Origin of the sequence: Isoptericola variabilis, assembly GCF_050311655.1 — a bacterium.
GTDB lineage: Bacteria > Actinomycetota > Actinomycetes > Actinomycetales > Cellulomonadaceae > Isoptericola > Isoptericola variabilis.
The window spans coordinates 286507-308860 of record NZ_JBNOZM010000006.1 but is presented as its reverse complement, the minus strand read 5'-3'; the positions used below and the strand labels follow the sequence as shown (position 1 = coordinate 308860).

Sequence of the window (22354 nt, the reverse complement as noted above, 5' to 3'; positions counted from 1 at the left end):
CTCAGATCAGCAGCGGCGCCAGGCCGAAGCCGATGGCGACGGCGGACGCGACGGACACCAGCCCGGGCACCATGAACGAGTGGTTGAACAGGTACTTCCCGATGCGGGTGGTGCCGGTGTCGTCGAGCTCGATGGCGGCGACGACGGTGGTGTAGGTCGGCAGCAGGAACAGGCCGGTCACGGCGGGGAACGACGCGACCATCGTCGTCGCCGCGACGCCCATCCCGGCCGCCACGGGCATGAGGGCGATCGTCGTCGCCGCCTGTGAGTACAGCAGGGCGGAGGCGAGCAGCAGCACGACGGCGAGCATCCACGGGTAGCGCTGGATGATGTCGCCGCCCAGCTCCTCGATCTCGGCGGTGTGGCCCTGCACGAACGTGTTGCCCAGCCACGCGACGCCGATGATGCAGACGGCGGCGCTCATGCCGCTGCGGAACGTCTGCTGCGTGATGACGGTGCTCACGTCGATCTTGCACAGCAGGGCGATGAGCAGCCCCGCCAGCAGCATGAACGTCATGATGGCGCCGCTGCGGGTGATGGTCGGGTCCTCGATGAGGCCCACGGAGTCGGACACGGCCGTGGAGTAGAGCACGACGACGAGCAGCGCCGCCGCGAAGATGATCAGCGACAGCAGGGCCCGCGGCTTCGCGACGAACTCGGTGCGCTCGCGCCGCTTCACCAGCCCCTTGGCGAGCCGCTCCTGGTAGACCGGGTCGTCCTGCAGCTCCACGCCCTGCCGGGACGCGACGACGGCGCCGACCATGCAGCCCACCAGCGTGGACACCCCCGCCACCGTGAGCAGGGTGAGGTAGTCGACGCCCAGCGGCTCGACGACGGCGGCCATCGCCACCACCGCCGCGGAGATGGGTGACGCCGCGATCGCCATCTGCGACGCCACCACCGCGATGGACAGCGGCCGCGACGGTCGCACGTTCGACTCCTTCGCCACCTCGGCGATCACCGGGAGCGTGGAGAAGGCGACCTGCCCGGTGCCGGAGAACACCGTCATCACGTACGTGACGAGCGGCGCGAGGAAGGTGATGCTGCGCGGGCGGGCGCGCAGCAGCACCTCCGTCTTCGCCACGAGGTAGTCCAGCCCGCCGGCCGCCTGCATCGCGGCGATGGCCGCGATGACGCACATGATGATGCCCAGCACGTCCCAGGGGACGCCCGTCGCCGGGTCGACCTCGAGCCCGAGCAGCCCGAGGACGATGACGCCGGCGCCGCCCGCCAGTCCGATCCCGATCCCGCCCAGGCGCGCGCCGATGAAGACGAAGACCAGGACGACGGCGAACTGGACGAGGATCACCGGGCGGCCTCACCCTCCTCGGCGGCCGTGGCGTCGTCGTCGTGCTCGTGCCCCGGGTCGGACGGCGCGCCGGTCGCGTCGTCGGACTCCACGACGCGCGACGACTCGCCCTCCTCGCCCAGCGGCGGGATGCCGCGCTCGTCCGGTGCGTAGAAGCGGCCGCTGTAGCGCGGGTGGAGGAAGTTCTCGGTGGTGAGGATCTTGTCGACCTCCTCGGCGGTGAGCAGGCCGCGCGCGACGACGACGTCGCGCACCGAGGCGCCCGTGCGGGCCGCCTCCTTGCCCACGAGGTCGCCGTTGTGGTGCCCGATCACCTCGTTGAGGTAGGTGACGATGCCGATGGAGCCGAGGACGTGCTGGCGCATGACCTCGGCGTTCGCGGTGATCCCGACGACGCACTTGGTGCGCAGCGCGTCGCACGCGTTGGTCAGCAGCCGGATCGACTCGAACATCGACTCCGCCAGCACCGGCTCCATGACGTTGAGCTGGAGCTGCCCGGCCTCGGCCGCGTGCGTGATGGTGACGTCGTTGCCCATCACCTTGAAGCACACCTGGTTGACCACCTCGGGGATCACCGGATTCACCTTGGCCGGCATGATCGACGACCCGGCCTGCAGCTCGGGCAGGTTGATCTCGTTGAGCCCCGCGCGCGGCCCGGAGGACAGCAGGCGCAGGTCGTTGCAGATCTTCGACAGCTTGGCCGCGAGCCGCTTCACCGCGGAGTGCACGGCCAGGTAGGCGCCGTTGTCGTAGGTGGCCTCGACGAGGTTCTCCGCCGGCACCGTGCCGAGCCCGGACACCTCCGCGAGCCGCCGCGCCGCGACCTTCGGGTAGCCGGGCGGGGTGTTGAGGCCCGTGCCGATCGCCGTCGCGCCCAGGTTGACCTCGAGCAGCAGGTCGGCCGCGTTCCGCAGGCGCTTGACCTCCTCCGCGACGTTCACGGAGAACCCGGCGAACTCCTGCCCCAGGCTCATCGGCACCGCGTCCTGCAGCTGGGTGCGGCCCATCTTCGGCAGGTCCGCGAACTCCGACGCCTTCTCGTCGAACGCCCGCGACAGCCGTCGCACCGCCACGACGAGCGCCTCGGTCAGGGCGTGCACGGCCAGGCGGAAGCCGGTGGGGTAGGCGTCGTTGGTCGACTGGGACTTGTTGACGTGGTCGTTGGGGTTGATGACGTCGTAGCGGCCCTTGGGGAAGCCGGACAGCTCCAGGGCGAGGTTGGCGATCACCTCGTTGGTGTTCATGTTGACGCTGGTGCCCGCGCCGCCCTGGAACACGTCGATCGGGAACTGGTCCATGCACCGCCCCTTGACCAGCACCTCGTCGCACGCGCCGATGATGGCGTCCGCGACGTCCCGCTGGATGGCGCGCAGCTCCCGGTTCGCGAGCGCCGCCGCCTTCTTCACCATCACCATGCCGCGGATCATCTCCGGCACGTCGTTGATGGTCGTCCCGGAGATGGGGAAGTTCTCGATCGCCCGGACGGTGTGGATCCCGTAGTACGCCTGCGCAGGGACCTCTTTCGGTCCGAGCAGGTCTTCTTCGACGCGCACGTCGGCCATGGGTTCAGCCATGGGCCCGACGCTAGCAACGCGGGCGCCACGACACCCGCGCAGAATGGACGGTGGCCTGCCGACGGAACGCCGTCGGGCCTTCGCACCGGAGGAGCAGGGAGTCGTCATGACCTACCAGATCGGCTACATCGTCGGGAGCCTCGCGAAGGGGTCCATCAACCGCACGCTGTCCCGGGCGCTCGTCCGGCTGGCGCCCGCGGACCTCGAGTTCACGGAGATCCCCATCGGGGACCTCCCGCTCTACAGCTGGGACTACGACGCCGACTACCCGCCCGAGGGCCGGGCCTTCAAGGCCGCGGTCGAGGCGTCGGACGGGCTGCTCGTCGTCTCGCCGGAGTACAACCGGTCGATCCCGGGCGCCCTGAAGAACGCCATCGACTGGGGCTCGCGCCCGTGGGGCCAGAACTCCTTCGCGCGCAAGCCCGTCGGCATCATCGGCGCGTCGCCGGGCGGCATCGGCACCGCCGTCATGCAGTCGTCGATGCGCGCCGTCCTCAGCTTCCTCGACGCGCCGCAGCTCAACGCCCCGGAGGCGTACATCACCTTCGTCGCCGACGACTTCGGCCCGGACGGCGAGGTGACGAACGAGAGCACCGCCGGTTTCCTGCGGCACTACATGGACGAGTACTGCGCGTTCGTGCAGCGCGTGCTCGCCGTCACGGCGCCCGGGCACATCGGCGACAGCGACCCGGCGTCGGCCAAGTAGCCGGTCGCCGACGCGGCCGGGGGCGGGCCGGGGCGTGAGAGGCTGACGTCGTGCGCGTGGACGTGTGGCTGTGGGCGGTGCGGCTCTTCAAGAGCCGGTCGTCGTCGGCCGCCCTGCTCCGGTCGGGGCGCGTGCGCGTGAACGGCACCGTGGCCAAGCCGTCGACGTCCGTCACCGTGGGCGACACCATCACGTGGCGCGACCCGCTCCGGGACCGCAAGGTCGTCGTCGTCGAGCTGCTGCCCAAGCGCGTCGGAGCGCCGCTCGCCGTGAAGGCGTACCGCGACGAGAGCCCGCCGATGCCCACTCGCCAGGAGCGCGAGGCCGTCGGCGTCCGCGACCGCGGCGCCGGCCGCCCCACCAAGCGCGAGCGGCGCGAGATCGACCGCCTGCGCGGCGGCCGCCGCTGACCGCGACGTGTCAGGACCACGCGCACGTTCCCGTGCTCCTGGCCCTGACAGCTCGGGTGGGGCGAGGCCGGTAGCGTGCGGGACATGACGAGCACCGCCGACCGCATCGCCGCGCTCCTGCGGGAGCACCCCGTCTGGGACGGGCACAACGACCTGCCGTGGGAGGCGCGCGACCAGGTCGCGTACGACTGGGCGCGGCTAGACCTGGAGGCCGGCACCGAGGGACGCACGCACACCGACGTGCCGCGGCTGCGGGCCGGGGGCGTGGGCGCGCAGTTCTGGTCGGTGTACGTGCCGTCCAACCTGCCCGGCAGCGCGGCGGTGACGGCGACGCTCGAGCAGGTCGACGCCACCCGCCGCATGGTGGCGCGCTGGCCGGAGCACTTCCGCCTCGCGACGAGCGCCGACGACGTCGTGGCCGCGTGGGCGGAGGGCAGGATCGCGTCGCTGATGGGCGCGGAGGGCGGCCAGTCGATCGACTCGTCGATGGGCGCGCTGCGGATGCTGTACGAGCTGGGCGTGCGGTACATGACGCTGACGCACAACCACCACACCCCGTGGGCGGAGTCGGCCACCGACGAGCGCCCCGCCGACGGGCGCTTCGACCACGGCGGCCTGACGCCCTTCGGGCGCGAGGTGGTGCGCGAGATGAACCGCCTCGGGATGCTCGTCGACCTGTCGCACGTGTCGGCGGGCACGATGCGTGCCGCCCTGGACGTCTCCGAGGCGCCGGTGATCTTCTCCCACAGCTCCGCGCGCGCCGTCTGCGACGTGCCGCGCAACGTGCCCGACGACGTCCTCGCGCGCCTCGCCGACAACGACGGCGTGTGCATGGTGACGTTCGTGCCGAGCTTCGTCACCCCCGCGATCGGCGAGTGGCGGGCCGAGGCCGGCGAGGCCGCGCGGGCCGCCGGGATCGCGCCGAACGACTACGCCGAGTTCGACCGGTTCTCCACCGCCTGGGCCGAGACCCACCCCAAGCCGCCGACGACGCTGGACGACGTCGTGGCGCACGTCGAGCACGTGCGCGAGGTCGCGGGGGCGGCGCACGTCGGGCTGGGCGGCGACTACGACGGCGCCGGCGGCTTCGCGGACGAGCTGCGTGACGTCTCCGGCTACCCCGCCCTGCTGGCGGCGCTCGCCAGCCGCGGCTGGTCGGACGCCGACCTGGCCGGGCTCACCAGCGGCAACGTGCTGCGCGTGCTGCGCGGCGCGGAGGACGTCGCGGCCCGCCTGCGGGGCGAGCGGGAGCCCAGCGTCGCGCGCCTGGAGGACCTCGACGGCGGCGCCTGACGGCCCCGGAGGCGCCCTCCTGATCGTTGCCCCCGACGGCTGCCCGGCCGGGAGCGGTCCGGAGGGCTAGCGTGAGCCCATGACCGGCGCGCCCGTGCGGGTGTTCCTCGTCGACGACCACGAGGTGGTGCGCCGCGGCGTCGCCGACCTGCTCGGCATGGAGGACGACCTCGAGGTCGTCGGGACGGCCGGGACGGCGGCGGAGGCCCTCGCGCGGGTCCCGGCCCTGCGGCCGGACGTCGTCGTCCTCGACGTCCGGCTGCCCGACGGCGACGGCGTCACCGTCTGCCGGGAGCTGCGCTCGCGCACCGACGTCGCGGTCCTCATGCTCACGTCGTTCGACGACGACCAGTCGCTGTTCGACGCGCTCCTCGCCGGCGCGTCCGGCTACGTGCTCAAGCAGGTGCGGGGCACCGACCTGGTGGCGGGCATCCGGACGGTGGCGGGCGGCGGCTCCCTGCTGGACCCGCGCGCGACGGGCCGGGTGCTCGCGCGCCTGCGCGGGCAGACGGAGGTCGACGACCCGCTCGCCGACCTCACGCCCCAGGAGCGGCGCATCCTGGCCCTCATCGGCGAGGGCATGACGAACCGGCAGATCGGTGCCGAGCTGTTCGTCGCCGAGAAGACCGTGAAGAACTACGTGTCCAGCCTCCTGGCGAAGCTCGGCCTCGAGCGCCGGGTGCAGGCGGCGGTCCTCGCGGCGCGGCTCGATCAGCTGGCGCGGCCCGAGGCCCCCGACCGGCCGCCTGCCCCCTGATCCGCGCCGGCGACGTCGCTGCGCCCGGGCGCGAGCGGCACCCGCCAGCGCAGCGCCGTGCCGCCGGCCCGACCCGGCCGCACCTCGAACGACCCGCCCAGCTCCGACGCCCGGCGGGCGAGGTTCGCCAGCCCGCTGCGCGGCGCGTCCGCGGGGATCCCGACGCCGTCGTCGACGACGCTCAGGGCCAGGTCGCCGTCGGCGCGCAGCGCGACCCGCACCCGCGTGGCGCGCGCGTGCCGGGCCGCGTTCGACAGGCTCTCCCGCAGCACGGCGACGAGGTGCGCCGCGACCGTGGACGGCACCTGGGCGTCGATCGGCCCCTCGAACCGCACGGTCGGCGCGAAGCCGAGCGCGTGGGTGGCGGCGTCGGCCTCCGCCAGGAGCAGCGAGCGGGTGCCGACGCGGTGCGGGAGGTCGCCGCCCGGGTCGCGCAGCCCCCGGATGGTGGTGCGGATCAGGTCGATCGTCTCGTCGATCTGGTCGATCGCCGACCCGACCCGGCCGGCCGCCTCGCGCGTCTCCTCCGCGTCCAGGGGGCCGGGCGACGCGAGGCGGCGGTCCACGGTCTGCAGGGAGAGCCCCGTCGCGTAGAGGCGCTGGACGGCGAGGTCGTGCAGGTCGCGGGCGATGCGGTCGCGGTCGCGCACCACGGCGAGCCGGGCCGCGTCGGCGCGCCGCTCGGCCAGCTCGAGCGCGACGGCCGCCTGGTTCGCGAACGCGCCCAGCGCCTCGACGACGACGGTGGGGAAGGGCTCGGCGCCGCGCACCCGCCCGACGACGAGGACGCCGCGAGCCCGCCGCCCGCGGCCCACCAGGGGGAAGGCGGCGACGGGGCCCAGCGTGCCGTCCGGGTGCAGGGCGACCTGGGCCCGGCCGTCCGTGGCGGCATCGGCCGTGACGACGGGGCGCCCGTCCACGAACGCCATCGCGCTGAACGAGCGCGGCGGGTCCAGCACCTGCCCGCGCAGGCTCTCCGCCCGGATCCCGACCGCCGAGCGGACGACGAGGGCCGGCGGGTCCTGGACGGGGCCGTCCTCCACCGGCACGGCGATGCCGGCCGTGTCGGCCGCGGACACGCTGATCGCCTCCGCCGCGACCAGGTCGAGCACGCTGTCCGGGTCCTCGCCGGACAGCAGGCGCCGCGCGATCTCGTCGTCGGCCCGCAGCCACCGCTCCCGCATCCGGGTCTCCTCGTAGAGGCGCGCGTTCTCGACGGCGAAGCTCGCGGCGGTGGCGAAACCCTCCAGGAGCCGCTGGTCGTCCGGCGTGAACTCCCCGCCGCTGCGCTTCTCGGTGAGGTAGAGGTTGCCGAACGGCTTCCCGTGCACCTGGAGGGGCACACCGAGGAAGCTGCGCATCGGCGGGTGGTGCGGCGGGAACCCGACGGAGCGCGCGTCCGCGGCGATGTCGGGGAGGCGCAGCGGGACGGGGTGGCGGATCAGCTCGCCGAGGATCCCGTGCCCCGTGGGGTACGGGCCGACGGCGCGGATCTCCTCCTCCGACATGCCCACGGTGAGGAAGCGGGCGATGCGTCGGTCGTCGCCGAGGACGCCGAGGGCGGCGTAGCGAGCATCGACCACCGTGGCGGCGGCCTGCACCACCCGGTGCAGCGTCGTCTCCAGCTCGAGGCCCCGGCCCACGGACACGACGGCGTCCAGGAGGACGTCCATGTGCCGGTCCGGGCGGCCCTGCCGCGGACTCACGGCACACAGGGTAGGAGCAGGGCCGTATGCCCGCCCGTTGACCCGCTCGTCCCGATCGGGACCTTCGGCCCGGCCGCCGGGGCGTTCGGCACTGACACGGTCCCCGGCACGCGTGGCCCACTGGTGCGGTCGGAGGAGGACGTCATGGTGACCAGCAGCGTGGAGGTACCCGTCCGGGACGTCGTCGTGGGCGTCGACGGCTCGGAGGGCGGCTACCACGCGATGGCGTGGGCGGCGGGCGAGGCGCTGCGCCTGACGGCGCGGCTCGTCGTCGTGCACGCCTACGCCCAGCCGGTCGGCGTCGGGTCGGTGACGACCCGCGGGCCCGACCCGAGGGGCGAGGCGGAGGCGCTGGTCGCGCGGTCCCGGGCGCGGTTCGAGCGCACCGCCCCGTCGCGGGAGCTCGCGACGACGCCGGGCGCGGTCGAGTTCGTGGCCGTGCGCGGCGACGCCTGCGCGGTCCTCGTGCACCACGCCCGCCGTGGCGCCGTCGTCGTGGTGGGACGCCGGGGCGTCGGCACCTTCGACCGCGTCCCGATGGGTTCGATCTCGTCCACCGTCGCGGCGCTGGCGCCCGGCACGGTGGTCGTCGTGCCGCGGGCCGCCCGCGCCCAGGACCCGCGCCGCGTCGTCGTCGCCGTCGACCCCCGCGAAGCCTCGGACCGCGTGCTCGAGGCGGGGTTCGACGAGGCCGACCGCGCCGGCGTCTCCCTCACCGCGGCGCACGCCGCCGACGAGGGGCTGTTCGCCGGTGCCACCGACGGCGACCTGGCCTGGCTGGAACGCCTGCGCGCGGAGGCGCGGGCGGACCTCGAGGCCCGGGTGGCGCGGTGGGGCGAGAAGTACCCCGCCGTCGGGTGGACGGTCGAGATGCGCGAGGGCGTCGCGCCGGGCGCGCTGCTCGCCGCGCTGCGGTCCGACGACCTGGTGGTGACCGGCGGCCGCGCCGCCTCCCTGCAGGTCGGCCGCGCGCGCAGCGGTCCCGACCGGATCGTGCGCCACGCGCCGTGCGCCGTGTCGGTGGTGCACGACTGAGCTTGCCGCCGCGCCCGTCGACTCCCCCGGAGGGCCGCGGCGGCAAGAACACCGGTCGGGGAGACGCCCTCAGGCGTGGAGCGAGCGCTGCGACCAGCTGGTCCCCAGGGCGCGCAGGACGTCGTGCGGGTCGCGCTGCGTCGCGTCGGTGTAGGCGCGCAAGGACATCACGGACGCCGTGAGCATGGTCGTGATGACCTCTCGCGCGAGGCGGGGGTCGACGCTCGCCTCGTCGAGCAGCTCCTGCACGACGCGGGACCGGATGCCGAGGTCGGGTTCGGAGCACGCCGTGAGCAGGGCGATCGTCAGCGAGCCGGCGTCCGTGCCGACGGTGCCGTCGCCGGCGCCTGTGCTGTCAGTACCCATGGCGTCCCCCTCCGCGGCCCGACGGGATCCGGTCTACCGCACGGGACGACGTCGCGCACGCGGACGGCGCTTGCAGGGCCGGGACGCCGCACGCAAGGATGCGCGCGATGATCCTCTCGCCCGCGCCCCGCCGTCGTGCCGCGCCGCACCTGCCGCCCGCCCTCCTCGGGGCCGGCCTCGCCGGCGCCCTGCTGCTGGCGGGCCCCGCCGCGGTCGCCGACGAGGGGCTCACGGAGGAGTCGCACAGCCGGTACGTGCTGCGGGCGAAGGACACCGAGGTGCGGGCGACGGCGACCACCACGATCGGCAACGTCACGCCCGACCGCGGGCTGACGTACTACTACTTCACGTCGTACTCGATCGCCGTCCCGGCGGGGGCCGAGGACGTGCGCGCGACGAGCGGCGGCGCCGCCCTGCCGGTGCGGCTCGAGGCGACCGAGGACCCGAGCACCCGGTACGCCGTGGCGACGTTCGCGCCGCTGCGGTACGGGCAGACGCGCACCATCGAGTGGAGCTTCGTGGTGCCGGGCGAGCCGGTCCGCTCGGCGGACTACACGCGGGTGGGCGACGGGTTCGCGACGTTCGCCGTGTCGGGCGTGGGGGACGTCGGCCGTACGACGGTCGAGGTGGTGCTGCCGGCGTCGATGACGTTCGACGCGACGTCCGACGCGTTCACGTCGGAGCGGTCCGGGAAGACGGTCACGTACCGGGCCACCGAGAACACCGACTCCGACGGCATCTGGGCGGTCGTCTCGGCGCGCGACCCGAAGAAGGCGGACGAGAAGTCCGTCGACGTGGACGGCACGAGCCTCACCCTGCAGAGCTTCCCGGGTGACACCAGGTGGACCGGGTTCGTGGCGAAGCGGCTGCAGAAGGGCCTGCCGGTGCTGGAGGACCTCGTCGGGCAGCCGTGGCCGGGCGGGCTGGACACCATCCGCGAGGACGTGTCGCCGAAGGTGCTCGGGTACGCCTGGTTCGACGCGGACAAGGACGAGATCGTCATCCCCGAGGACCTCGACACCGCGACGCTGTACCACGAGCTCACGCACGCCTGGCTGAACCCGGACCGGCTCACCGGGAGGTGGCTGTCCGAGGGGATGACGGAGGTGGTGGCGCAGCGCGCCGTCGACCGCACCGGGGCGACGAGCGATCCGTGGTCGACGCCGGACCGGGGCGCCGACGTCGCCGTGCCCCTGACGGCGTGGGACGCGCACCCCGGCGAGCTCGACGAGGACGCCGAGCAGTACGGGTACGCGGCGTCCTACGCGGTGGTGCAGAAGCTGCTGGGCGGGCTCGACGACGACGCGTTCACGGCGGTGGTGTCGGCGGCGCAGTCGGGGGAGAGCGCGTACGAGCGACCGGGGTCGCGGGAGGAGAACTGGGGGCGCACGGACTGGCGGCGCTTCCTCGACCTCGTCGAGGACCGCGGAGAGGTCTCCGGAGCCTCGAAGGTGCTGCGCACCTGGGTGCTCGACGCCGAGCAGAAGGCCGCGCTCGAGCCCCGGGCCGCCGCGCGCGACGCGTACGCGGAGCTCGACGACGCCGACGGTGCCTGGTCGCCGCCGCTCGGGCTGCGCACGGCCATGACCGACTGGGAGTTCGGCACGGCGAAGGACGTGCGGGCCGCGCTCGACGGCGCCGCGCAGGACGCCGGCGAGGTGCAGGCCGCGGCGGCCGCCGCGGGCGTGGAGGCGCCGGAGTCCGTGCGCGCGGCGTACGAGGGGGCGTCCGACGCCGACGCCTACGCGGAGCTCGCCGCGCTGCTGCCGCGGGCCGCCGAGGTGACGACGCGCGTCGGCGCGGCCGTCCGCGCGTCCGACGCGGACCGCGACCCGCTGACGGAGCTGGGGGCGCTGGTGCTCGGCGTCGACCGGGCGGCCGGGCGCGCGCGGGACGACCTCGCCGCCGGCGACCTGGACGCCGCCGCCGAGCACGCGGGCGCGGCGTCCGACCGGGCCGGGCTCTCGACGGCCGCCGGTGCCGGCGTCGTCGTGCTGGTGCTCGCCGCGGGGGCGGGCGTCGTCGCTCTCGTGGTGCGCCGCCGGCGCAGGTCAGTCGTCGTGGAGGATGCGCTGGAAGAGGGCGTGGTCCTGCCAGCGGCCGGCGATGCGGAGGTAGGACGGCGCGGTGCCGATGCGCTCGAACCCGGTGCGCGCGAGCACCTTCTGTGACGCCGCGTTGTGCAGCAGGGTCGCCGCCTGGACGCGGTGCAGGCCCAGGTCGTCGCGGGCGTGCGCGCACGCGGCCTCGACGGCCGCGGTCATGACGCCGCGCCCGGCGAGCGAGGCGTCGACCCAGTAGCCCAGGTGGGTGTTGCGGAACGCCCCGAGCACGACGTCGGACAGATTGACGCGGCCGACGATCCGGTCGCCGCGCTCGAGCACGAACGGCACCGACCGGCCGTCGTCGTGCGACCGCAGCTCCGTGGCGACGAGCTCGGCCTGCCGGTCGGCGTCGTAGAACTCCGGCGGGCGCGCGGGCTCCCACGGCTCCAGGTGCGCCCGGTTGCGGGTGTACGCCGCGGCGAGCGCGGGCCCGTCACCGGGGCGCAGCAGACGCAGGGTGACGCCGGCGGGCAGGGATCGGGACGTCGTGGCGGGCACGACCGCGAGCCTAGCCGCGGGCCCGGGCGCGCAGGGCCGCGAAGGCGGCCCGCACCTCGTCGGCGACCGGGCGCGCCTGGCCGGAGGCGATCCAGGCCTCGAACCCGACGCGGAACGCCGCCACGCCGGCCTCCGCGACCATCGAGGCGTCGGGCTCCGGGACCCCGCGACCGCGCAGGGCCGCCGCGGCGGCGTCGCGCAGCCCGGCGAGCTTGAGGAGCTCCCGCTCCTGCAGGCGCGGGGTCGCGGCGACGACGACGGCGCGGCGGGCCGCGAACTCGCGGCGCTCGTCGAGGACGGCGACGGCGGTGGCGACGGCCTCGCCGACGACGTCGAGCGGGTCGGCGGCCTGGGGGGCTCCGGCGATCGCGGCCTCGACGGCGGCCTCCAGCTCGTGCGAGCCGTCGAACAGCACCTCGCGCTTGTCCGCGAAGTGCCGGAAGTACGTGCGCTCGGTGACGCCGGCGCGCTCGGCGATCTGCGCCGTCGTCGTCTGCTCGAAGCCCTGCTCGGCGTAGAGGTCGAGCGCGGCACGCGTCATGCGTCCGCGCGCGTCGGGTTCCCATCGGGCCATGCGGGACAGTCTAGTGATGACAGCCTCTGACATCAGGTGTAGCGTGAGTGATGTCAGCAACTGACATCACCTGGCCCGCGCCCCGCGGGCCGAGAGGAGAACCCATGCGTGTCTTCGTCACCGGAGCCTCCGGCTGGATCGGCTCCCACACCGTCCCTCACCTGCTCGCGGCCGGGCACGACGTCGTCGGCCTCGGCTACTCGGACGACTCCGCCCGCCGGGTCGAGGCCCTGGGCGCCACCGTCCACCGTGGCGGGCTCGACGACCTGGAGAGCCTGCGCGCCGGCGCCAAGGACGCCGACGCCGTCGTGCACCTGGCCTTCAAGCACGACTTCGACGACTACGTCGGCGCGGGCCGCACCGAGCGCGCCGTCGTCCAGACCTTCGTCGACGAGCTGGCCGGCAGCGGCCGCGGCCTCCTGCTGGCGTCGGGCCTGATCGGCACCACCCCGGGCGCCGTGATGACCGAGAACGACCGCTCCGTGTTCTCCGGCCCGGACGCCCCGCGCGGCGGCTCCGAGGGCCTGGCCCTCGACGCCGCGGACCAGGGCGTGCGGTCCGTGGCGCTGCGGTTCGCGGCCACGGTGCACGGGGTCGGCGACCACGGGTTCACGGCCGTGCTGACGCAGATCGCGCGGGAGCGCGGCGTCTCCGGCTATGTCGGCGACGGGTCGAGCCGGTGGCCCGCGGTCCACGTCGACGACGCCGGCCGGCTCGTCGCCCTCGCGGTCGACAAGGCGCCCGCGGGCTCCGCGGTGCACGCCGTGGGGGAGGAGGGCGTGCCCTCCCGGGAGATCGCGGAGGCGATCGGCCGTGCCGTCGGGGTGCCCGCCGTCTCCGTCGACCCGGAGGACGCTCCCGAGCACTTCGGCTGGCTCAGCCGGTTCTGGGGCCTGGACGCCGTCGCGTCGAGCGCGCTCACCCGCGAGCGGCTGGGCTGGGAGCCCACGGGGCCGACCCTGGTCGAGGACCTCGCTGCCGGCGCCTACGACCACGTGGCGCGCGGCTGAGGTCTCTCAGCCCTGGCGGTCCTCGTCGGCCAGCCGCGGCTCGGTGCGCAGCGCCGGACGCAGGCCCGCCTTGTCGGCGTAGAACGCGCGGATCTCGTCCATGTCGGCGCGCACGTCGCCGGTGAGGCGGAGGGTGGGGCCGAGGCCCGTCGTCATCGTGGTGCGGTCCACGTACCCGAGCGTGACCGGCAGGTCCGCGGCCCGGGCGATGCGGTAGAAGCCCGACTTCCACCCGTCGCCCGACCGCGTGCCCTCGGGAGTGACGACGAGGTGGAACACCTCGCCGGCGCGGACGTGCGCGAGCACGTCGTCGACCACGCGGCTGGGGTCGCGACGGTCCACGGGGATGCCGCCGAGCGCGCGCATGAGCGGTCCGCGCCAGCCGGCGAACAGGGTGTGCTTGCCCAGCCAGCGCACGTCCAGCCCGAGCCGCCACGCGATGGCGAGCATGAGCACGAAGTCCCAATTGGACGTGTGCGGCGCGCCCACCAGCACGCCCGCCTGCGCCGGGGCGGGCTCGCTGCACAGGGTCCAGCGGCTGAGCCGCCAGTAGGTGGCGGCGAGCGCGCGGCGCAGGGTGCTGAGCATCGGGCGACTCTACCGGCCCTGGCGCAGGTGTGATGGAATCTGAACATGTTCAGACTGAACGTGTTCAGGAATCCGGCAGCGCGATGAGCGGCCCCGAGGAGTCGACCCGAGACCTGGTCCGTCGGACGGCCTTGCGGATGTTCCGCGAGCAGGGCTTCGCGGGGACGACGATGCGCGCCGTCGCCGCGGAGGCGGGTGTCGCGACCGGCGTCGCGTACTACTGGTTCGGCTCGAAGGCGGACCTGGTCCAGGAGCTCTACCTCGACGTGAACGAGGATCACGCCCGCCGCGCGGCGGGTGCCGTGGACGGCGAGACGGGTCTCGGCGCGCGGCTGCGCGCGCTGTGGCACGCGGGGCTCGACGCGTTCGAGCCGTACCACGACCTGGGTTCCGAGCTCGTCGCCGTCGCGATCCGGCCCGGTGCCGCCGAGAGCCCGTTCTCCCGGGCGTCCGACGCGACGGCGCGGCTCAGCCGGGACCTGCACGCCCAGGCGGTCGAGGGCGCGCGGGTCCCGGCCGCGCTGCGCGACGAGCTGCCGTACCTGCTCTGGCTGGCCTGGCTCGGGGTGACGCTGTTCTGGGTGCACGACGCCTCGCCGGGGCAGCGCAGGACGCGCGCGCTCGTCGACGGCGCGGCCCCGCTCCTCGCGCGGGTCGTGCGCCTCGCCGGCCTGCCCGGGGTCCGGTCGGTCGTGGACGACGTCGTCCGCCTCGCGGGGCAGGTGCGGGCGTGAGCGGCGAGCGGGAGGGCAGGGTGTGGCGCTTCGGCGGCGACGGCCCGTGGTCGCGGGCGTTCGGAGTCACCGCCCGGACGTGCGCGTGGGCCTCCGGCATCCTCCTCGCGCTGGTCCTGGTGGCGGCGGTCGTGGGCCTCGTCCTGGCCGTCGTCCTCGGGGCCAGGGGCGACGAGGGGGCGGGCTGGGGGACCGCGGCCGGTGCCGTCGGCCTGACCATGTGGATGGTGGCGGCCGTGGTCGTCTGGGTCGTCGGCCTCCCTGTGGGGACCGCCCTGGAGCGGGTGCTCGACGACGCGGCCGTCGCGCCCCCGTGGCGGGCCGCCGTCCTCGCCGGTCTCGGCGGCTCCCTGGCTTTCGCCGCGTCGGTCGTGGTCGGGCTGTGGGCGTGGCCGGGCATGCTGGCGGTACTCGTCGCCGCCGGGATGGCGGCCGCGGGCGTGGGACGCCTCCTCGTCGCGCAACGCGCCCGGTGCGTGCCGTCGTCAGGCAGGCTCAGCTCGTGACGGCGCAGCCAACGCACTCGTCCCGCTCCGCATCGCCCTCGTCGGCTCGGGCGCGGGCAGCACCGCCGACCACGTCCTGGAGTCCGGCGCGGCCGACGTGCGGCTCGTGCTCGGGAACAACAGCCGAGCGGGGATCTTCGACGTCGCCCGGCGGCACGGTGTCGCGACCGCCCACCTCAGCGGCCTCACGCATCCCGATCCGGGCGAGCTCGACGCCGCCGTCCTCGGGTGCTCGACGGCGCCGACGTGGACGTCGTGGTGCTCGCCGGGTACATGAAGAAGCTCGGGCCGCGCGTGCTCGCCCGGTTCGAGGGACGGATCCTCAACACCCACCCCGCGCTGCTGCCGGAGTTCGGCGGCGTCGGCATGTTCGGGGACCACGTGCACGAGGCGGTCCTCGCCTCCGGGTGCAGGGCTTCCGGTGCCACGGTCCACCTGGTGACGGCGGGCTACGACGAGGGCCCGGTCGTCGCCCAGGCGGAGGTCCCGGTCCTGCCCGGCGACGACGTGCCCGCCCTCCGCGCCCGGGTGCAGGCCGCGGAGAAGGCGCTCCTCGTCGACGTGCTGCGGACCTGGCGGCCCTGACCGGCGGGCGTACCGGCGAGTCCGCCCTGGGCGAGTCGTCGCACCGCACAGGTTGTCGTGCCGGGCTCTGTCGGCGGACCGGGAACGGCCGGTCAGCCCCGCGCCGTCAGGGCGAGCACCCCCGCCGCGACGGCGAGCGGCGCGACGACCACCCCCTGGAGCACGACGCGGCGCAGCAACCCCGCGGGCGCGGAGAACGTGTGCCGGCGGTACTGCTGCAGCCACAACAGCGTGGCCAGCGACGCCCAGGGCGTGACGAGCGGTCCGGCGTTGACGCCGACGAGCAGCGCCGCCAGCCGGGCGTCGTCGCCCGCGACGGTGGGGGCGAGGGCGAGGTAGGCGGGCAGGTTGTTCACCGCGTTCGCGGACGCCGCACCCACGGCGGCGACCTGGGCGAGGGCGCCGGCGTCGTCGCCCGTGCCCACGAGCGGGGCGAGCAGGTCGGTGAGGCCGTGCGCGTGCCAGGTGCCGACGACGGCGAACAGACCTGCGGTGACCACGACGGTGCGCCACGGCACCAGCTCGCGCGCCGGGACGAGCAGCGGCACCCGGCGCCATGCCGTCGCCGCGCCGAGCACGACGACGGCGCCCAGCGCCACGGGCAGCACCGGCAGCCCGGCCGCGAAGCCGACGCCCATGAGGACGACGACGGTCGCCGCCGTCCACAGCAGCACCGGGTCGTCGGCCCGGCGCGTCTCCGGCACGGCGAACGTGCCGCGCAGCGCCGGGGCGTGCAGGACGGCGAGCGTGGCGAGCACGACGACGAGCACCGCGACGGCGGGCGCGACCATGACGCCGAGGTAGCCGCCGTCGAACGACGACGCGGCCATCAGGTTGGTGAGGTTGGAGACCGGCAGCAGCAGCGACGCCGTGTTGGCGAGCGCCAGCACGGTGAGCGCGAGGGGGAGCGGGTCGCGGCCGGCGCGGCGCGCGACGGCGACGACCGCCGGGGTGAGCAGCACGGCCGTGGTGTCGAGGGACAGGACGACGGTGCAGAGGGTCGCGACCGCCGCCACGAGGAGCCAGAGCGTCACCGCCCGTCCGCGGGCGAGACGGGCGGCGCCGTCCGCGACGGCGTCGAACAGGCCGGCACCCGCGCAGAGCTCCGCGACGACGGTGAGCAGCACGACGAACCCCAGCACCGGGCCGGTGAGCTCGGCGAGGGAGCGGGCGTCGGCGGCGGGCAGCGCCCCCGACAGCGGTAGGACGACGACGAGGAGCAGCGCCGGCACCCACAGGGGCGGCAGGAACCTTCTCGCCGGGCGGCCGGGGCCGGTCACCGCCGGCTCGCGGGGGGTGTCACGGGCAGAGCGTAGACGTCGCGGGGAAGTTCGGTTGTAGTGATCGACCCCGTGCCGGCAACTGAGGGGTATGAGCACTCGACGCCCCGGGGACGCCTCCGCGCCCCTGATCTTCGCGCTCGTCGCGGTCGGCTGCGCCACCGTCTGGGTGGTGTGGCTGGGCGTGCTGATGCTCTCCGATCCCTCGGGGCCGCAGACCGCCGGCTGGGTGCTGACCGTCGCCGGGGGTGCGGTGCTGGCCGCCGTCGCCCTGCTGGTGGCGTCGCTGCTGCGCGGCCCGACCCGCATCGTGGCGCACGACCCGTCCGGCGCGCGCTGGTCGCTGCGCGCGGCCCCGGTGCCGGTGCGCCTGGCGACGTCGGAGCCCCTCGAGCCCGGGTCTCGTGGCGCGGCCCTCGCCGCCCAGGTGGTGCGCGCCGCCACCCGGCCCGGCACCGCCGAGCGCGTCGACCGGGCACGGGCCGTCCTGGTGCTGCGGCAGATCCTCGAGGTCGCGCAGGAGACCGACGGGACGGGCGGCCCCGGCGCCGAGTGGACGCGGGTGCGTGCCGCCGTCGTGGACCTGACCCTGCGGGCGTCCGACCACCCGCCGCACCCGGTCACCCCGCTGCCCTGGGAGGAGCACCTCGCCGCGCCGCAGTGAGCGGACCGCACCAGCTGCCCGCGGCGCCCGTCCGGCCTGATCAGGGGCTCGCCGGGCGGGCGCCGTCGGCGTCGGCCAACGCCTCCGCGACGAGGCGGTGGCCCTGCGCCTCGAACGCGTCGTCGCCCACCTGGTACGCCCAGCAGGCGGTCCCGATCGCCTCGCGCACCCGGGACCGGGCCCATGCCCCCGGTTCCCGCGGGTCGTGCCCGTACCCGCCGAGGAACGCCTCCTCGGCGCCCGCGTACCGCCGGAACTCCCGCGACGCGAGCCGGTCGAGGTCGCTCATCGCCGGCCGCAGGTCAGCGCGGCCGAGGTCGATGACGCGCACGGTGCCGTCGTCGTCCACCAGCCAGTTACGTGCCTGCCAGTCGCCGTGCGTCGGGACGACGACGGCGGGTGGCGTCGGCCAGGAGCGGATCAGCGTACGGAGCCGCTCCACGTCGCCCGGGGCGATCCGGTGCGGACCGTCCAGCCACCGCTCGGCCCGGGCGTTCGCCCTCGCCTCGTAGCCGACGTCCTCGACGGCGAGCTGCCCGTGCAGGGCGGCCAGCAGCCGCCCCGCCTGCTCGTAGGTGTCCGGGTCGCCGGCCGCGGCGTCGTCCCGGACCAGCCGGCCCGGCTGGTATGTCGTGACGAGCACCTTGGCGTCGACGTCGGCGTGCACCAGACGCCCGACCCGGTCCTCGTCGGGCGACGCACCGGGGTCGTCCGCGAGCCAGGGCCCCGTCCATTCCCGGTGCGCCCGGAGCTCCCGCGCGATGTGGTGGTCCTGCTCGCCCCCGGCCTTGACGACGAGCGTCCGCCCGCCCGCGGCCACGCGGAGCACCGTCGTCTCCACGAGCCCCCAGCTCATGTCCTCCTCGACCACGACGTCCGGCAGCCACGTGCTCAGCAGCACCCGCTGCCGGTCGGAGAGGGCGCGGAGGTGCAGGTTGGCGGGAGACATCCGGGCAGGCTAGCGCTCAGTCCTCGTGCCGCGTTCGTCCTCGGGCGGCGACTCACACGCGAGATCGGTCATCCGGTACGAGATCGGTCGGGATGAGGACCGATCTCGCACCGGATGACCGATCTCGAGGATCAGGCGGGGCGTTCCCCGGGCTTGACGGCGAGCACGGGGCACTCGGCGGTGAGCAGGATGCGCTGCGCGACGGAGCCCATGAGCAGCTTGCCCACGGGGCTGCGGTGCCGCAGCCCCACGACGACGAGGCGCGCGGACAGCTCGGCGGCGACGTCGAGCACCTGCTCCGCGACGTCGCGCCCCATCTCCTGCCGCACGACGTGCGGCAGCCCGGTGCCCCGCAGCCGCTCGGCGAGCTCGGCCAGCCCGGCAGGGGCGGCGTACCGCTCGTCCACGAGGGCGTCGCCGCGGGTGCCGTTGACGACCGCGATGCCGCGCCCGCCCTCACGCGCCCAGGCGATGCCGTGCTCCAGCGCGGCGTCGCCGAACTCGTCGGGCGTCCACGCCACCACGACCCAGCCGTCGGCGGGGGAGGTCTCGTGCTCCGTCATCGGACGGCTCCTTCCGTCTCGGCCTCGGCGTCCTCCGCCTCGGCGACGATCCGCGACTCGGTCCGCGACCGCCACCGCGACAGCAGCGGCCGGGTCAGCAGGACCAGCCCCAGCACCGCGTAGATGGCGATGGCCAGCGGCTCGCTCCACAGGATGGCGGGGTCGCCGCCGGAGATGGTGAGCGCCTCGCGCAGCTTGGTCTCCATGAGCGGGCCGAGGATGACGCCGAGGATGAGCGGCAGCACGGGCAGACCGAACCGCCGCATCGCCATCCCGAGCAGGCCGAACACCAGCAGCAGGGCGATGTCGAACGGGTCGAGGTTGGTGGCGTAGGCGCCGAGGCAGGCGAAGAAGAGGATGCCCGCGTAGAGCTGCGGCCGCGGGATGCGCAGCAGCCTGGCCCACAGCGGCGCCAGCGGCAGGTTGAGCACCAGCAGCAGAAGGTTGCCGATGAGCAGGCTGGCGAGCAGCGTCCACACCATGTCGGCGTGCTCGGTCATGAGCTGCGGGCCGGGCTGGATGCCGTACCCCTGCAGCGCGGACAGCATCACGGACGCCGTCGCCGTCACGGGCAGGCCGAGCGCCAGCATCGGCACGAGCATGCCCGCGGCCGACGCGTTGTTCGCGGCCTCCGGCCCGGCGACGCCCTCGATGGCGCCGTGGCCGAACTCGTCCTTGGCGCCCGCGCGCCGCTTCGTGACGCCGCGCTTCGCCAGGCTGCGCTCGGTGACGAACGACAGGAACGTCGGCAGCTCGGCGCCGCCGGCGGGCAGCGCGCCGAACGGGAACCCGTAGGCGGTGCCGCGCAGCCAGGGCTTCCACGACCGGCGCAGGTCCTCGCGACCCAGCCACGGCTGCCCGACCGGCACGACGCGCGCGGGCTTGCGCCGCAGGTGCGCCGCGACCCACAGGGCCTCGCCGAGCGCGAAGATGCCGACCGCCACCACCACGATGTCGAGGCGGTCCACGAGCTGCGTGACGCCGAACGTCAGGCGCGGCTGCCCGGTGTTGAGGTCCAGGCCCACCAGGCCGATCGTCAGGCCGACGAACAGCGAGAGGAGGCCGCGCAGCGGGCTCGCGCCCAGCACGGTCGCGGTCATGACCAGGGCCAGCACCATGAGCGCGAAGTACGACGGCGCGCCGATCTCGACGGCGACGTCGGCCAGCGCCGGCGCGAACATCGCGACCAGCAGCGTGCCGATCGTGCCGGCGACGAACGAGCCGACGGCGGCCGTGGCCAGCGCCTGCGCGCCCCGCCCGACCCGCGCCATGAGGTTGCCCTCGAGCGCCGTCATCACCGATGCCGACTCGCCGGGGGTGTTGAGCAGGATCGACGTCGTCGACCCGCCGTACATGCCGCCGTAGTACAGGCCGGCGAACATGATGAACGCCTGCGTGGGCTCCAGCCCGAACGTCACGGGCAGCAGCAGCGCGATCGCCATCGCCGGCCCGATGCCGGGCAGCACGCCGACGAACGTGCCGAGCAGCACGCCCACCGCGGCGTACAGGAGGTTCATGGGGGTGAGGGCGGCGCCGAGGCCGTCCCAGAGCAGTCCGAGGTTGTCCATCAGAGCCTCACAGGATCCCGTCGAGGACGCCGGGCGTGAGCGGGATGCCCAGCCCGACGACGAAGCCGTACCAGCTGGCGACGGCGAGCACGAGGCCCACCAGCACGTCGCGGACGACCGTGCGGCTGCCGAGTGCCCAGGCCGAACCGGCGAAGAGGATGGCGCCCGCGAGCGCCCACCCGAGCCAGCTCACGGTGGCGATGGTCAGCAGGATGACGCCCACGAGCTTGAGCACGGTGGGCCAGTCGGTGGCGGTCGTGGCGTCGACGTCCTCGCCCGCCTCCGGCTCGGGGCGCGAGCCGCGTGCCGTCGCGACCGCGAGCAGCACGCTCGTCACGGCCAGCCCGGCGCCGATGACGAACGGGAAGATGCGCGGGCCCACGGGGTCGGCGAACCCGACCTCGAGCGTCGCGGCGTCGACGACGGTGTACACGCCGACGACGAGCAGCACGGCCGCCAGCCCGTACTGGGCGCGGTCGACGCGGGGCGTCGTCGCCGGTGACTCCTCCTGGACGGTCACAGCAGGTTCAACTCCTTCAGGGTGGTCGACACCCGCTCGTCCTGCTCGCGCAGGAACCGCTCGAAGTCGTCGCCGGTGGTGAACGCGTCGGTCCAGCCGTTGTCGGCGAGGGCCTGCTCCCACTCGGGCGAGTCGTGCATGCGGGTGAGGTAGTCGATGAGCCGGTCGCGCGCCTCGTCGCTGATGCCGGGCGGGGCGACGACGCCGCGCCAGTTGGTGAAGACGAGGTCGATGCCGGACTCGGTGAGGGTGGGGACGTCGGCGAAGGCGTCGCCGGCGACGCGCTCCTCGCCGGAGACGGCGAGCACGCGCAGCTCGCCCGCCTCGATCTGCCCCTCGAACTCGGCGAGGCCGGAGAACCCGACCTGGATCTTGTGCCCCAGCAGGGCGCTGGTCAGCGGGCCGCCGCCGTCGTACGACACGTACCGCAGGTCCTTCGGGTCGACGCCCGTCGCCTTGGCGAGCTGCATGGGGAACAGGTGGTCGGGGCCGCCGGGCGACGACCCGCCGCCCACCACCACGGAGCCCGGGTCCTCCTTCCACGCGGCGACCAGGTCGTCGATGGTCTGGAACGGCGAGTCCGCGGGGACCAGCACGCCCTCCTGCTCCTCGATGAGCTGGGCGATCGGGGTGGCGTCGTGCGGGCGGGCGTCCACGCCGAACGAGTACGTGGAGCCGACCACGCCGAGCCCGAGCGTCATGAGGAGCCGCTCGTTGCCCGCCTCGCCCATGAGCCGCGACATCGCGACCGAGCCGCCCGCGCCCAGGATGTTGGTGACCTGGATGTCGCCGCCGGTGATGTCGTCGCGGTCGAGGACGCCGACGGCGGCGCGGCCGGTCTGGTCGTAGCCGCCGCCCGGGCTGTTGGGGATCCACATGTCGAGGTCGGTCGAGTCGTCGCCGCGCGTCACGCCGCACGCGGCGGAGACCGCCACGAGGGTCGCGGCGAGGGCGACGGCGACGGCGGCGCGCAGGCCTCGTCGTCGGCGGGATGTCGTCGTCGACACCGGGTACTCCAGACTGTCGGTGCTGCGGGGCGGCTGTGCCCCGGGTG

Annotated in this window: 23 protein-coding genes and 1 pseudogene; 11 read left to right on the top strand and 13 right to left on the bottom strand. The window is 74.9% G+C overall.

Going from position 1 to position 22354, the window contains the following annotated elements:
* Position 1 precedes the first annotated feature (1 nt).
* On the bottom strand, positions 2 to 1309 hold the full coding sequence (locus ACQP60_RS15305) for an anaerobic C4-dicarboxylate transporter (RefSeq protein WP_429734295.1): 1308 nt from the start codon (positions 1307 to 1309) through the stop codon (positions 2 to 4).
* Positions 1306 to 2883, bottom strand: coding sequence for an aspartate ammonia-lyase (gene aspA / locus ACQP60_RS15300; RefSeq protein WP_429734293.1), 1578 nt, complete (start codon positions 2881 to 2883; stop codon positions 1306 to 1308). Before aspA ends, ACQP60_RS15305 begins: the two co-directional genes overlap by 4 nt.
* Before the next feature lie 106 nt (positions 2884 to 2989).
* Here aspA and ACQP60_RS15295 point away from each other — a divergent pair, with 106 nt between their 5' ends.
* The 4 genes from ACQP60_RS15295 (at position 2990) to ACQP60_RS15280 (ending at position 6049) form a co-directional block, all read left to right on the top strand.
* On the top strand, positions 2990 to 3589 hold the full coding sequence (locus ACQP60_RS15295) for an NADPH-dependent FMN reductase (RefSeq protein WP_429734291.1): 600 nt from the start codon (positions 2990 to 2992) through the stop codon (positions 3587 to 3589).
* A gap of 50 nt (positions 3590 to 3639) precedes the next feature.
* Positions 3640 to 3999, top strand: a complete 360-nt coding sequence (locus ACQP60_RS15290) for an RNA-binding S4 domain-containing protein (RefSeq protein ID WP_429734289.1) — start codon at positions 3640 to 3642, stop codon at positions 3997 to 3999.
* 84 nt (positions 4000 to 4083) lie between these two features.
* Positions 4084 to 5292, top strand: coding sequence for a dipeptidase (locus tag ACQP60_RS15285; RefSeq protein ID WP_429734287.1), 1209 nt, complete (start codon positions 4084 to 4086; stop codon positions 5290 to 5292).
* A gap of 79 nt (positions 5293 to 5371) precedes the next feature.
* The gene (locus ACQP60_RS15280) at positions 5372 to 6049 is read left to right on the top strand and encodes a response regulator (RefSeq protein ID WP_429734285.1); all 678 of its coding nucleotides are present in this window, start codon (positions 5372 to 5374) and stop codon (positions 6047 to 6049) included.
* On the opposite strand, the gene ACQP60_RS15275 is transcribed toward ACQP60_RS15280, so the two are convergent.
* Positions 6004 to 7755 carry a sensor histidine kinase gene (locus ACQP60_RS15275; RefSeq protein WP_429734283.1) on the bottom strand — a complete coding sequence of 584 codons (1752 nt, stop codon included), beginning with the start codon at positions 7753 to 7755 and terminating at the stop codon, positions 6004 to 6006. The two genes, ACQP60_RS15280 and ACQP60_RS15275, sit on opposite strands and share 46 nt — an antisense overlap.
* 144 nt (positions 7756 to 7899) lie before the next feature.
* Between ACQP60_RS15275 and ACQP60_RS15270 the strand changes: the two genes are divergently transcribed.
* Entirely contained in the window at positions 7900 to 8790 is an 891-nt protein-coding gene (locus ACQP60_RS15270; protein WP_429734281.1) for a universal stress protein, read from the top strand.
* Between the two features lie 69 nt (positions 8791 to 8859).
* Here ACQP60_RS15270 and ACQP60_RS15265 read toward each other — a convergent pair whose 3' ends face one another.
* Positions 8860 to 9156 carry a hypothetical protein gene (locus ACQP60_RS15265; RefSeq protein WP_429734279.1) on the bottom strand — a complete coding sequence of 99 codons (297 nt, stop codon included), beginning with the start codon at positions 9154 to 9156 and terminating at the stop codon, positions 8860 to 8862.
* A gap of 107 nt (positions 9157 to 9263) precedes the next feature.
* Between ACQP60_RS15265 and ACQP60_RS15260 the strand changes: the two genes are divergently transcribed.
* Entirely contained in the window at positions 9264 to 11327 is a 2064-nt protein-coding gene (locus tag ACQP60_RS15260; RefSeq protein ID WP_429734277.1) for a hypothetical protein, read from the top strand.
* Here the strand turns inward: ACQP60_RS15260 and ACQP60_RS15255 are convergent.
* Both ACQP60_RS15255 and ACQP60_RS15250 read right to left on the bottom strand, forming a co-directional pair.
* Positions 11208 to 11759 carry a GNAT family N-acetyltransferase gene (locus ACQP60_RS15255; RefSeq protein ID WP_429734275.1) on the bottom strand — a complete coding sequence of 184 codons (552 nt, stop codon included), beginning with the start codon at positions 11757 to 11759 and terminating at the stop codon, positions 11208 to 11210. The genes ACQP60_RS15260 and ACQP60_RS15255 overlap by 120 nt on opposite strands.
* Positions 11760 to 11769: 10 nt before the next feature.
* The gene (locus ACQP60_RS15250) at positions 11770 to 12333 is read right to left on the bottom strand and encodes a TetR/AcrR family transcriptional regulator (protein WP_429734273.1); all 564 of its coding nucleotides are present in this window, start codon (positions 12331 to 12333) and stop codon (positions 11770 to 11772) included.
* 104 nt (positions 12334 to 12437) lie between these two features.
* Between ACQP60_RS15250 and ACQP60_RS15245 the strand changes: the two genes are divergently transcribed.
* Complete coding sequence (locus ACQP60_RS15245; protein ID WP_429734271.1) at positions 12438 to 13343, top strand: SDR family oxidoreductase; 906 nt, start codon at positions 12438 to 12440, stop codon at positions 13341 to 13343.
* Positions 13344 to 13349: 6 nt separating this feature from the next.
* Here the strand turns inward: ACQP60_RS15245 and ACQP60_RS15240 are convergent, their stop codons facing one another.
* Entirely contained in the window at positions 13350 to 13931 is a 582-nt protein-coding gene (locus tag ACQP60_RS15240; protein ID WP_429734269.1) for a 1-acyl-sn-glycerol-3-phosphate acyltransferase, read from the bottom strand.
* An 83-nt stretch (positions 13932 to 14014) separates the two neighbouring features.
* Between ACQP60_RS15240 and ACQP60_RS15235 the strand changes: the two genes are divergently transcribed.
* From ACQP60_RS15235 to ACQP60_RS15225, 3 genes and pseudogenes are all read left to right on the top strand, one after another.
* Positions 14015 to 14665 carry a TetR/AcrR family transcriptional regulator gene (locus tag ACQP60_RS15235; RefSeq protein ID WP_429734267.1) on the top strand — a complete coding sequence of 217 codons (651 nt, stop codon included), beginning with the start codon at positions 14015 to 14017 and terminating at the stop codon, positions 14663 to 14665.
* A complete protein-coding gene (locus ACQP60_RS15230; protein WP_429734265.1) occupies positions 14662 to 15171 on the top strand; it encodes a hypothetical protein in 510 nt (169 codons plus the stop codon). Before ACQP60_RS15235 ends, ACQP60_RS15230 begins: the two co-directional genes overlap by 4 nt.
* A gap of 207 nt (positions 15172 to 15378) precedes the next feature.
* Positions 15379 to 15756 (top strand): annotated as a pseudogene (locus tag ACQP60_RS15225) (formyltransferase family protein); the annotation flags it as partial.
* Positions 15757 to 15848: 92 nt separating this feature from the next.
* Here ACQP60_RS15225 and ACQP60_RS15220 read toward each other — a convergent pair.
* Positions 15849 to 17036, bottom strand: a complete 1188-nt coding sequence (locus ACQP60_RS15220; protein ID WP_429734263.1) for an SLC13 family permease — start codon at positions 17034 to 17036, stop codon at positions 15849 to 15851.
* Between the two features lie 91 nt (positions 17037 to 17127).
* On the opposite strand from ACQP60_RS15220, the gene ACQP60_RS15215 reads away from it, so the two are divergent.
* Positions 17128 to 17700 (top strand): hypothetical protein, encoded by a 573-nt coding sequence (locus ACQP60_RS15215; RefSeq protein ID WP_429734261.1) that lies wholly within the window; start codon positions 17128 to 17130, stop codon positions 17698 to 17700.
* Positions 17701 to 17740: 40 nt separating this feature from the next.
* On the opposite strand, the gene ACQP60_RS15210 is transcribed toward ACQP60_RS15215, so the two are convergent.
* From ACQP60_RS15210 to ACQP60_RS15190, 5 genes are all read right to left on the bottom strand, one after another.
* Positions 17741 to 18649: an aminoglycoside phosphotransferase family protein gene (locus ACQP60_RS15210; protein WP_429734259.1), complete on the bottom strand. Its 909-nt coding sequence runs from the start codon at positions 18647 to 18649 to the stop codon at positions 17741 to 17743.
* A gap of 131 nt (positions 18650 to 18780) precedes the next feature.
* Complete coding sequence (locus ACQP60_RS15205) at positions 18781 to 19212, bottom strand: universal stress protein (RefSeq protein ID WP_429734257.1); 432 nt, start codon at positions 19210 to 19212, stop codon at positions 18781 to 18783.
* Positions 19209 to 20780 (bottom strand): tripartite tricarboxylate transporter permease, encoded by a 1572-nt coding sequence (locus tag ACQP60_RS15200; protein ID WP_429734255.1) that lies wholly within the window; start codon positions 20778 to 20780, stop codon positions 19209 to 19211. Before ACQP60_RS15200 ends, ACQP60_RS15205 begins: the two co-directional genes overlap by 4 nt.
* A 7-nt stretch (positions 20781 to 20787) precedes the next feature.
* On the bottom strand, positions 20788 to 21300 hold the full coding sequence (locus ACQP60_RS15195; protein ID WP_429734253.1) for a tripartite tricarboxylate transporter TctB family protein: 513 nt from the start codon (positions 21298 to 21300) through the stop codon (positions 20788 to 20790).
* Positions 21297 to 22307 (bottom strand): Bug family tripartite tricarboxylate transporter substrate binding protein, encoded by a 1011-nt coding sequence (locus tag ACQP60_RS15190; RefSeq protein WP_429734251.1) that lies wholly within the window; start codon positions 22305 to 22307, stop codon positions 21297 to 21299. Before ACQP60_RS15190 ends, ACQP60_RS15195 begins: the two co-directional genes overlap by 4 nt.
* Between the last annotated feature and the right edge of the window lie 47 nt (positions 22308 to 22354).